General features: G+C 31.9%; 8 protein-coding genes. 1 reads left to right on the forward strand and 7 read right to left on the reverse strand.

Annotation, left to right across the window (positions count from 1 at the left end; genetic code table 11):
- Window positions 1–187 precede the first annotated feature (187 nt).
- The 6 genes from D1816_RS24500 to D1816_RS24525 form a co-directional block, all read right to left on the reverse strand.
- Window positions 188–628: a cytochrome c gene (locus D1816_RS24500; protein ID WP_118506055.1), complete on the reverse strand. Its 441-nt coding sequence runs from the start codon at window positions 626–628 to the stop codon at window positions 188–190.
- A 79-nt stretch (window positions 629–707) separates the two neighbouring features.
- Window positions 708–1,433: a DUF2071 domain-containing protein gene (locus tag D1816_RS24505; protein ID WP_118506056.1), complete on the reverse strand. Its 726-nt coding sequence runs from the start codon at window positions 1,431–1,433 to the stop codon at window positions 708–710.
- 198 nt (window positions 1,434–1,631) lie between these two features.
- Window positions 1,632–2,123, reverse strand: a complete 492-nt coding sequence (locus tag D1816_RS24510) for a hypothetical protein (protein ID WP_118506057.1) — start codon at window positions 2,121–2,123, stop codon at window positions 1,632–1,634.
- Between the two features lie 213 nt (window positions 2,124–2,336).
- The gene (locus D1816_RS25935; protein WP_147405041.1) at window positions 2,337–2,915 is read right to left on the reverse strand and encodes a hypothetical protein; all 579 of its coding nucleotides are present in this window, start codon (window positions 2,913–2,915) and stop codon (window positions 2,337–2,339) included.
- Window positions 2,916–3,030: 115 nt separating this feature from the next.
- Window positions 3,031–5,199 carry a M3 family metallopeptidase gene (locus tag D1816_RS24520; protein WP_118506059.1) on the reverse strand — a complete coding sequence of 723 codons (2,169 nt, stop codon included), beginning with the start codon at window positions 5,197–5,199 and terminating at the stop codon, window positions 3,031–3,033.
- 82 nt (window positions 5,200–5,281) lie between these two features.
- Window positions 5,282–7,762, reverse strand: a complete 2,481-nt coding sequence (locus D1816_RS24525; RefSeq protein ID WP_118506060.1) for a M14 family metallopeptidase — start codon at window positions 7,760–7,762, stop codon at window positions 5,282–5,284.
- 166 nt (window positions 7,763–7,928) lie between these two features.
- Here D1816_RS24525 and bshC point away from each other — a divergent pair, with 166 nt between their 5' ends.
- Window positions 7,929–9,524 carry a bacillithiol biosynthesis cysteine-adding enzyme BshC gene (gene bshC, locus D1816_RS24530; protein ID WP_118506061.1) on the forward strand — a complete coding sequence of 532 codons (1,596 nt, stop codon included), beginning with the start codon at window positions 7,929–7,931 and terminating at the stop codon, window positions 9,522–9,524.
- Here bshC and D1816_RS24535 read toward each other — a convergent pair whose 3' ends face one another.
- Complete coding sequence (locus D1816_RS24535; RefSeq protein WP_118506062.1) at window positions 9,525–11,381, reverse strand: tetratricopeptide repeat protein; 1,857 nt, start codon at window positions 11,379–11,381, stop codon at window positions 9,525–9,527.
- Between the last annotated feature and the right edge of the window lie 156 nt (window positions 11,382–11,537).

The raw sequence follows: 11,537 nt of genomic DNA on the forward strand, positions 1-11,537 counted from the left end.
TTATACTGAAGCGCAACGTATAATATATGTATCGTAATAGGGCAGAATATTATCTTACTTTTTGGTTTTTTTGCACATTGGTTGCTAACTTTTACTTTTTGCAAGCATTGTGCATAATCAAATATAGTTGCTATTCGATGTATTGCTTAGCTGCTATGACATCATACTTAGTGTTATACACCGTTTTTTATTCTGCAATATATTCCAATAATTGTTCAATTTCTAGATCGTTCAATTCAAAATGATGTTTATAATCAAAGTTATATTCCTCATTAATTGATAAAGTATGCTTGTCTTTTTCTTCAATTAATTTTTGTTCATTCCGTACATACTCAAAAAAAAACTCTTTTGAGAGATAACGTTTATTTTGGAGAAGCCCTTTTAGACTTGGTCCTGTCATTCTTTTATATAACTTATGACAAGCAGCACAATTTGCATTAAATATGTCTCTTCCTTTAAGCTCGTTTTCAGCTAGCCTATTTTCCGTTCCGCATATTGATTGTGGTATTTCAGTTGCACATCCTGGAAAGGTTTTTTGAGTATTGATATACACAAAAACAATTATTCCAATTGCTGAGATTAAAAAGGCATTTAGAAGAAATAATATTTTAATAGCGACTTTTTTCATTTATTCTTAATATCCACATCAATAGTATACAACGTTAAATATAACGAACGTTACTGACCTATAGTGCGGCTATTTTTTGTTATATAGTGTTAGTAGTTTTTATTTTTTCCAATGCAATCCATTCGTGTTCAATATCTCTCATCAAAAGAGCATTATCAAATTTCACAGAACCTTTTGGAAAAATGTCTTCATTCTCAAAAAAACTTGATTGCACCTCTTTTACCTCCAAAAGAGATACTTTCCAGTTATATGCCTCGAGTTTTAATCCGTCAAATTCATTTTTGCCAGGAGAATAACCAATTGAACCATTTTCGAAAAAATCTGAGACACAATTTAGATTTTCAAATACACTTTCTTCATTCCATTTGTCAGTCTCACGAGCCTCGATTGATAAAGAGGTTCCATCATCACTAATAAATGCCACATTATAATTCCTGTCTGATTCATTAACCGTAAATTCAGTAAGATGATGAATTCCAGGAAACATAGTTCCTCCAGCTAAAGAGTTCAATTTCGAAGAAGTATCTCTTCTCGGAATATAAACACCTTCGTTTAATTTTCCATTTTCATTCCATTCAACTGCAATTCTATGAGCTCCGTTCTCAGAGGAAATTCCGATTTGTTTTGGTAACCCTTTAGGTCTGATTTCTTTTAGTCTGATTAAACATATTCCAGCAACACCTTTTCCATTTACCAGTTTAGGTTTAAATGGCTTCGGTAAATAATTTTCTAAAACTTCCTTGTCAACTTGGTAGTTGATTAGAATACGTCTGTCAATTATTCCTTTAATTTTAGGTATTTTCATTTTTGGGTAATTAGCACTAACGTTTAATATATGTCTCGTAGCAGAGCAAAATGTTACTTTGTTTTTCGGTTTTTTCTGGACATTAGCTGCTAACTTTTACTTTTTGCAAGCATTGCGCATAATCAAATATAGTAGCTATTCGATGTATTGCTTAGCTGCTATGATCACATACTGGTTGTTGTAAAATGTATTCTTTTATTATAGTTTATCAAGAATTTTATCACCCAATTCAAATTCTTCCTTTTTTTTAAGAAAAATTGCTGATGGCCCAAGAGGATTCCCTATTGCTAAAACCCCATAATTCTCGTTGAATAATACGGGTGACATACCATCTATTTCGGGCTTAATAAAAGTGTAACTATCAAAATGTTTTATAGAAATCCTATTATTCTTAAATCGATTAATTTCGGATTTTTCATATTCATTCTGTGTGAATACTAATTTATTCTTATGTTTTTTAAATTCAACATTAAAATCTCTTAAAGAATCAGTGTGACTAGAATAATCAAATTTGATAATTGAGTCAGTTATGGTTTTAGTTAAAGTATATTCAGTTCTTATTTTCAGTGAATCATTTGAAAATCCACATAAATACCTTTTTTCCTTGGTTGTTGATTTCTGTTTATCAGAATTTGTACAACTAACACATATTAGTAGAATTAAGAATATTATTTTTACACTTTTTTTCATATGTTTTACAACGTTTAGCTATGCGTAGTGCGGAATCAGAAAATCAACGATCTTCGATCTGGCACATAGCCAAAGTTTATATTTTGTTTTTATCTTTTTTCTAAAATACTAAATTTAACACTTTGGCGACAAACCAAATAAGCACTGACCTTTGGATTAAGCCAAAACCCCACATTATTGCATAGGTGTTGTTACCTACTTTTTTTTATTATTTCACTCATCCAATTCTTCAAAATTCATTTCAATATCTATTAAAGAACTAGAATAGGGTTTGTCATAACCATCACAAAGAACCATAACCCATTTAGATTCAATTTTGTCAGTATCTACATACACAGTATCTCCATCTTTCATAACAAATTGTATAAATCTCTTATCCGTAGAATATGATTTCATTGACCTTGATTTTATAAAAATATCAGCCTCATAAGAATAATTATTAGCATCATCTGCAACTGTATAAAAATCTTCTTCCCCAATCTCTTCTTTCATTTTTTCTATTTCGGTTTCATTTGGATAAACTGAAATTATACTTTTTTCATTTGCAATGAATAAGTCATTTAAATCTACAGATGTTTTGTTCACCAATATTTTTTCCTTTTTTATTCGTTCTAAATTCTCTTTTATTGGGTTAAATTTTTCTTGTTCTTTTTTTTCTTCCTTTTCTCGTTTCTTTTCAGGTTTACTATCTACTTTTTCAGTTTTCTTTTCAATGTGATTTTTAGTCGTTCTCTTATCATCTTTACAGGATAAAATTAACAACATAGAGAATATAAAGATTAAGTTTTTCATAATTGTAGGTAACAATGCACAATGTTTACTAGCCAACATATTTATTATATATAAAAATACACATATATCTAGATTATCTAGATATATGTGTATGCTATCACTGTATTTTAGATTCTTAAGATTTTGGAACTGGAAATCCTCTATCTTTCATTAAAGCTTCAATTTTAGCATCTCGACCTCTAAATTTGCGGTATGCTTCTGCAGGGTCCATAGCATTGCGGGGTGCAAATAAATATTTAACAAGTTTAGCTGCAACTTCCTTATCATAAAACCCTCCGGGAGCTTCAGCGAAAGCTTCAGCAGCATCAGATGTTAGTACATCAGCCCACATATAACCGTAGTATGCGGTAGCGTAACCTTCTCCAGAAAAAACATGTCCGAAATGCGGTGTACGATGACGCATTACTAATTCTTTAGGCATTTTTAATTCGGCTAGAGTTTCTTTTTCGAATGCGTCGACATCTATATTTTCTGGATCGGCTAAATGAAATTTCATGTCCATTAATGCAGACGCCAAATATTCTGTTGTAGCAAAACCTTGATTAAATGTAGCTGCTTTTTTTACTTTTTCAATCAATGCTTTAGGCATGGTTTCTCCTGTTTTGTAGTGTACTAAGTAGTTGTCGATTACTTTATCTGTTGCTAACCAACGTTCTAATAATTGAGATTGAAATTCGGTATAATCACGAACACCTCCATTTAAGGTTGGGTACCTTACTTCTGAAGAAAAGAAGTGGAGTGCGTGTCCAAACTCATGAAAAAAGGTAGAAGCGTCATCCCATGAAACTAAAACAGGTTCTCCTGGGGCTGGTTTTACAAAATTAGAATTATTAGAACCCAATACTGTTTTGTTACCATCAAATGTAGTATGGCTTCTGTAGGTTGTAGCCCAGGCACCAGAACGTTTTCCAGTTCTTGCAAAAGGATCTAAATACCAAAGTCCGATATGTTTTCCTGATGTTTTATCATTTACCTCCCATACTTTTACATCTTCATGAAATACGGGAACTTTACCATCTGCTACAGGGGTAAATTTAAAATTGAACAATTCACCAGCCACAAAAAACATAGCTTCTCTTAACTTATCTAATTGCAAGTATTGCTTTACTTCATCAGAATCTAGATCGTATTTCTTTTTTCTAACTTTTTCTGCATAGAATCTATAGTCCCAAGGTTCGATAGTAATGTTGTCTTTGTTTGAATTAGCGACAGCTTGCATATCGGTAACTTCTTCTTTTACTCGAGCAATAGCAGCAGGCCAAACAGCATTCATTAATTGCATCGCATTTTGAGGGTTTTTGGCCATTCGGTTTTGTAACCTCCAATCAGCAAAGTTATCGTACCCAAGTAATCCAACACGTTCTTTTCGTAGTTTTAAAATTTTGGCGATATTTTCATTATTATCTTTATCATCTCCATTATCACCACGCGAGTAATAATTCTTCCAAACTTTTTCTCGTAGGGCTCTTTCTGTTGAGTAAGTTAAAAATGGATCCATAGATGAACGTGTATTGGTAACCGCATATTTACCTTCTTGTCCACGATCTTTAGCCGCTTTTGCATATGCTTTAATTAAAGGTTCTGATAATCCATTTAATTGATCTTTGGTAAGATATGTTACATATCCTTCTTCATCGGCTAATATGTTGTTAGAAAAATTAGTGTATAATCCAGATAGTTCTTTGTTAATGGCGGCATACCTTTTTTTCTTTTCTGCATCTAATTCTGCGCCGTTCATAGCAAAACCTTCATAGGTGAGCTGCACAACACGTTGTTGATCTTCTTCTAAAGGTGTTTTTAAGGCACTATCATAAACAGCTTTGATACGTTTAAATAATTTTTCATTCTGTGATATTTTTGATCTAAATTCTGATAGTTTAGGAGCCATCTCTTTTTGGATCTCTCTAAACTCTGGTGAAGACATATTACTACTTAAAATGCCATAGTAAGTAAATACACGATCAAGCTCTGATCCTGCTTTTTCCATGGCAACAATTGTATTTTCGAAAGTTGGTGCTTCACTGTTGTTAGCAATTTGATCAATTTCTTCAAGGTTTAAAGCCATACCTTTTTCAAGTGCGGGCTTTAGATCGCTAAGGTCCATTTTGTCAAACGCAGGTGTTCCTCCGTAAGGTCCTGTCCATTCTTTTAATAAAACATTTTCTGTTTTTTCATTTGCTGTACTTGTTTTCACAGGTTCTTTCTTTTGATTACAACTGGTTATAAAAACAGTGGCAGAGAGCGCCATTATTTTTACAGTTTTAGTAATGTGTAGTGTATTCATCGTATTGTGTATTAATTATGTGTATTTTGATTGATGAGATTTGATTAAATAGAATATCGCTTTTAGCTTAATTTATGATGTGCTAAAGCCTAAATTTATTATTATTGGTGAAAAATATAGCATTTACTAAGAAAAGCTTACCATTTTCCCAGAAAGACCGAAACATAGGATTGTCGACCATGTAAATAACACTTCCTTTACCAATTCGGGCTTCACCAAATACTAGTGAATTATTTAAGTTTTTAAGAGCCGTTTTTCCTGAAAATCCAGATACATTTTCTGGACTTTGCATATACGCTATATTGTATCCTTTTTTTAGTAATTTATATGAATTATTATTTAATTTTAAACTAAAATAGGTGTCATCATATCCAAAAGCCATAGGGTGAGAGGGGTCTACTTTAGTTTTAAAAATACTACCAGTTATTAGATCTTTTACATTTTCACGTTCTCGCTGGTCATAGGGAGTCAAATTTCCGATAGAATCCTTTTTTTTCGGTTTAGGTTTGTTTTTTATAAGATCAAACCCTTCTTTACCTGCAAAAGTTCCAACGGCCCCTGCCATAGCAATTAATTTTCCACCTTGTTGCACCCATTTTTTTAATTTGTTAAGTGTACTAGCACTTATTTCTCCTCTATAAGACCCATTGGGTAATATCAGAACATCATATGAATTAAGATTTACTTTATTAAAATATTGCGAGTCTATACTTGTTATGGGGTAGTTTAATTGTTGTTCAAAGAAATGCCAAAGTTCACCATAGCTTAATGAAGAAACATAGTCACCCTTTAATATAGCAATTCGCTGTTTATTAATTAGTTTTACTTCTGGAGAACCAAAATCAACACCTTTAGATGCAAAACTACTTGTTGCAGTGAATAGTTTACGATGATGTTTATTGGCAATTTTTATAACAATTTTGTCATAGTCTTTAGTACTTATATTATCGCTCTTAGTTATAATTAAACTTCCTTTTTTAAAATCATCACCATTATTAGAGAAGTTTTTTTCGCTAAAACGTACTCTGATAGAATTTTGTACTAAGTCTGCCATAAATGCAGCATCATTGATGCTATTCCATTTTGTGATATATCCTGCTCCCGATGCATTAGCGATGTTGGCTATAGGTTCTTGTTGTTTACTTTGATTTGTGGCAACAAGTGATGTAGACGCAATTGCTTCCAGACCATAGGCATGAGGTATACTCCAAGCAGTAATATCATAGGTAAGGGGGTTACTTAATTTAGCGTCGGGTTCAAAAAGTACTTTGACCATTTTTCCTTTGGGTTGATTAGTGCTTACTACAAGTGCTCCATTAGCATTAATACTACCTTGTTTGTTTTCTCTAAAATTATATCCAGTTACTTTAGGCGTTTTAGTGAAACCATATTTGATTTCTTGTTTATCAAGTAATGTAGTTAATGCTTTTATTTTGTCTTTAGGACCATTTAGCACATAACTTTTATATTTTAAATCGGTATTGATAAAGAATTTTTTAAATTCTTCATTTAATTTAAGTGCATTTTTAGAAGACATTTCTACAGTAGATAATCCCGTAGTAGTATGGTGTAATGCTCTATCTTTTAAAGTTAATACATATCCTTCGTCTGTTTGTATACCTAATCCTGCCCGACCATGACCTGCTTGTTCATATGTCATTCCTATAGCTCCCATAAATGTAGGGTAGGTATCTCCGTAACTTGGGTATAGTAAATCAAAACGTTCTCGGGTAAAAAATAACCACCCTTCTTTATCAAAATATTTAGCATGGTTTTTACCGATCTGAGTTTGAAAATCACGTTGCCAAGGTGTTATGATTTCATGAAAAGGTTCTGCAGCAGGAGCAAAATAGTATGGTTCATTTATTCCTTGTTCATGAAAGTCTACATGAATATGTGGCATCCATTGATTGTAAATTTTTAAACGTTGTTGAGATTCTATTTGTGTGGCCCATGCCCAATCACGATTTAAATCGAATAGATAATGATTTGGTCTTCCTCCTGGCCAAGGTTCATTATGTTCTGTAGCATTTTGATCAGTATTATACGGAGTTGCTTTTACTTGATTATACCAATTTACATATCGATCGCGACCATCAGGGTTTATACAAGGGTCTATAATTACCACGGTATTTTCAAGCCAAGATTCTTTTTTTGTAATTAATTCATGAATCGTTTTCATGGCAGCTTCTGTGCTTGATGCTTCATTGCCATGAACATTATAACTCAGCCATACAATAGCTTTTTTTGACGTAGCCGTTCCTTCTACAATTCCAGCATTTTTAAGATGTTCTAATCGTATGTTTTCAATAGTGTTAATATTTTCTTCAGAAGAGACAATAGCATAGGTCAAAGGTCTTCTTTCATTTGTCTTCCCATAGGTTTTATAGCTTACCATTTTAGAGTTGTTTGCTACATGTTTGAAGTATTGAATTACATCAGAATGGCGCGTAAATTGATCTCCAATTTTGTATCCTAAGAACTCTTCAGGAGACTGTAATTTATTTTGAGCGTAAGTTATACATGTCGTTGCGACAAAAAGTGTGAAGAATAGTTTTTTCATTGAATCATAAGATGTTTGTACTTGATAGCGCCCTCATTTACTCGTAGAAAGAATAGAGAACGCGTGTAAAATACCGAGTAATATCAAGGATATAATCTGTGTTAACTAAAATTTAAGATTTACAATCACAATCTAATGTATATTTATCCTCTCAAAAAAAAAGTTTATGCCTAGTGACTGTATTCCGTTTAGAGATACGAATTACTTTTCAACGTTTATTTGTGATTATTTAGAAAAGAAACCCGAATTAAATGAATTTTATCATCGCTTCCCAGAGTTAGATAATTTTGGTGCGCAGATAAAAGAAAAAGGAGAGTCATTTTCTAACGAAAACAGAAAAGTATTAGTAGATGTACTTCAGAAACAATATAAAAATACAGCTGTTTCTGATGTTACAAACGACAATATTAAATTGCTGGCTAATGAAACCACATTTACGATTACCACTGGACACCAACTTAACCTTTTTACTGGGCCACTATATTTTTTGTACAAGATCGTTTCTACAATAAACTTAGCTACTACTTTAAAAGAAAAGTATCCTGAAAATGATTTTGTGCCGATATATTGGATGGCTACAGAAGATCATGACTTTGATGAAATTAATTACTTTAACTTATTCGGAAAAAAGATACAATGGAATCGTGATGATGGGGGAGCAGTAGGTGTTTTTGATACAGAAGGATTGGATAAGGTTTTTGATATTTTTAAAACTGAAATTGGAACTGGAAGAAATGCTGAACGATTAAAAAGTCTTTTTGAAAAAGCATATTTAGAACATAACACGCTTAGTGACGCAACACGGTATTTAGCCAATGCCCTTTTTGAATCCTATGGGTTAGTAATAGTTGATGCAAACGATCAAAAACTGAAACGTCTTTTTATTCCTTTTATGGAAAAAGAACTTCTAGAACAAACATCGTATCAAAATGTTCAACCTAAAGCAAATAAATTAGAAAAAGCAGGTTATAAAGTACAAGTAAATCCAAGAGAAATTAATCTGTTTTATTTAGCAGAAGGAGTACGAGAACGAATCATTGAACAAGATGGAGATTATGTAGTTAATGAAACAAATATTCGTTGGAGTAAGAATGAAATATTAAAAGAACTCACTGAATTTCCAGAACGATTTAGCCCTAATGTAATGATGCGACCATTATATCAAGAGGTGATCTTACCTAATTTATGCTATATCGGTGGGGGAGGAGAACTAGCGTATTGGTTGGAGCTAAAAGACTATTTTGATGCTGTCGCGATACCTTTTCCTATGCTGTTATTGCGAAACTCTGTATTAATGCAAACAAAGAAACAAACAGAGAAAGTGAATAAATTAGAAGTTTCTGATAAAGATTTGTTTTTAAAACAACACGAGTTAATCAATCGCAAAGTTCGACAAATATCAAATATTGATATTAATTTTGATACACAGAAAAAACATCTTGAAGAGCAGTTTAAAGAAATGTATGAATTGGCAGAGCAAACAGATGTTACTTTTGTTAATGCAGTTAAGGCTCAAGAGATAAAACAACTTAAAGGTTTAGATATGCTAGAGAAACGTTTGCTTAAAGCACAACGACGAAAGCTTAGCGATCAGGTAAAAAGACTTGCCGAGATACAAAACCAGTTATTTCCTAACCAAAGCTTACAAGAACGAAATACTAATTTTTCTGAAATGTATTTGGAATACGGTGAAGATCTAATACCTACCTTAATTACATATTTGAACCCTCTTAAAGGTGAATTTGTAATTATAAAAGAATGATTAAATATTTAAAATCATATCCATAAGCATTTTATTTGATGGAATATCTAATTTTTTGCGAAGTCTGTAGCGAGCTTTTCTTACTCCTTCTTGTGTAATGTTAAGAATACTTGCTATTTCTTTTGACGATAGATTAATCTTTAGAAGGGCCATCAAACGTAGCTCATTAGAAGTAACATTGGGATACTTACTTTTAATAATGCTATAAAAATCCTTATGTACCTGTTCAAAAGACCGTTTGAAATTCTCCCAACTTGTATCATCACTAAGATCAAAGTTAATAGTTTGTATAAGTTTAAGGTAATTAAACTGTGCATTTTGATCTTCAGAGCATCGAATGTGTTCAACTTCTTCTTTTAAACTTTCTAATACTTTGTTTTTTTTAACTAAATGTAGAGAATGAGTAGTTAATTCCTTTTTTTTAGTATCTAATTCTCTATCTAGTATCTCTTTCTCTAAAGATGTATGTTTTATTTTTTTTATAAAAATCAATAAACCAACGGTTAACAAGGCCATTGCGAGTATTAATGCAGATACCAAAATTGTATAGCGTTGCTTTATTTTATTATTTAATTGTTGTAGTATGTTAATTTGATATTCCTTCTGCTTTGTTTCATACTTTGCATATAATTCTTTTGCAACTTCTTCTTGTTTTATGATTTTTAATGAATCTTTAAGTATAGATAAATTTTTAAAATGTTGATAGGCAGCAAGACTATTTTCTTCTCTTTCAGCAATACTAGCAAGTGTTTGATTTGCCTCTGTTTCGGTCTCTAGATCAGATGCTTTTTTTGAACTTGAAAGTGCCTTTGTGGCGTTAGATTTGGCAGAGTCGATTTGATTTAATTTTAGAAAAGACCTTGCAATTGAATTATATGAAGTAGCTTTTTGTCTATAACTACCTTTGATACTATAATTTTGTAATGCCTTTTTTTGATAGTGTAACGCATCTACGTACGATTCCATTTCAAAATATGTATTTCCAATTTCTGATTGAATTACTGCAACTGTCTTTGAGTTGCCTTTTTCTTTTCGCAAAGCCAAGGATTTTTGTAAATATGCTAATGCATCGTCATAGTTTTTTAATCCTCGTTGACTAATTCCGATATTTTTTAAAACTACACTTAAATGTCTTTTGTTACCACCACTGTGTATATGAGGCAATGATTTCTTTAGATAGCTTAGCGCTTTTTCATACTCTTTTTGTTTAATTAGAATCTGGCTTATATGAATATAAGTACGACCAATACCTGATGTATTATGCAGTTGTTTGTATAAAGTATTCGCAGAAAGGAAGCGTTCTAATCCTTTTTTCTGGTATTTCATTAAGTTATAGGATACACCAATATTCTCTATAGTTTTGATATAGGATAAAGAGTCATTTAACGATTTAAACACCTTACCCGCTTTCTGAAAGCTTTTAATAGCTTTTGAGTATTTGTTTAAGTGATTCTGAACAACTCCAATTTGATGCAATGCAGATGCTTGACCCCAAGAATGTCCCATTTCTGTATTTATCTTATATGCTTTATTAAAATACACTAAAGCTGAGTCATATTCTTTTTGATAGTAATACACTACTCCAAGACAATTATTGGCTCCGGCAATACCACGTGGTTTTTTGATTTTGTGAGCTATACGAAGTGCTTTGTTTATATTTTGTTTTGCCAAAATAGGATTAGAAGTAGCATGTTGAATACCTAAGTCATTATAGGCTTTTATAAGTGTAGTATCTGCAGTTTTAGGGGTGTTAATTAATTTTTGTAGACTATCTATTTTGTTAAGGTTTTGAGCTAATGCTCTAGAGTTTAGTAGTAAAAGAATACTAAGGCAAAAGCCAAAGTAAAAGGTTTTCATAGAGAATTATTAATCGTTAGTTAGCAAGACAAAAGTAGAGTTTTGATTCAGTTTTTTTGTGTGCTTAACAATCGGGTAACGTAATAGTAATTTTGATCTAAAATAGCTAATGTATTGATCTGAGTCCGTCATAATACAAAAAAATACCCCAGTATA

The sequence above is a fragment of the Aquimarina sp. AD10 genome (assembly GCF_003443715.1).
Classification (GTDB): domain Bacteria; phylum Bacteroidota; class Bacteroidia; order Flavobacteriales; family Flavobacteriaceae; genus Aquimarina; species Aquimarina aggregata.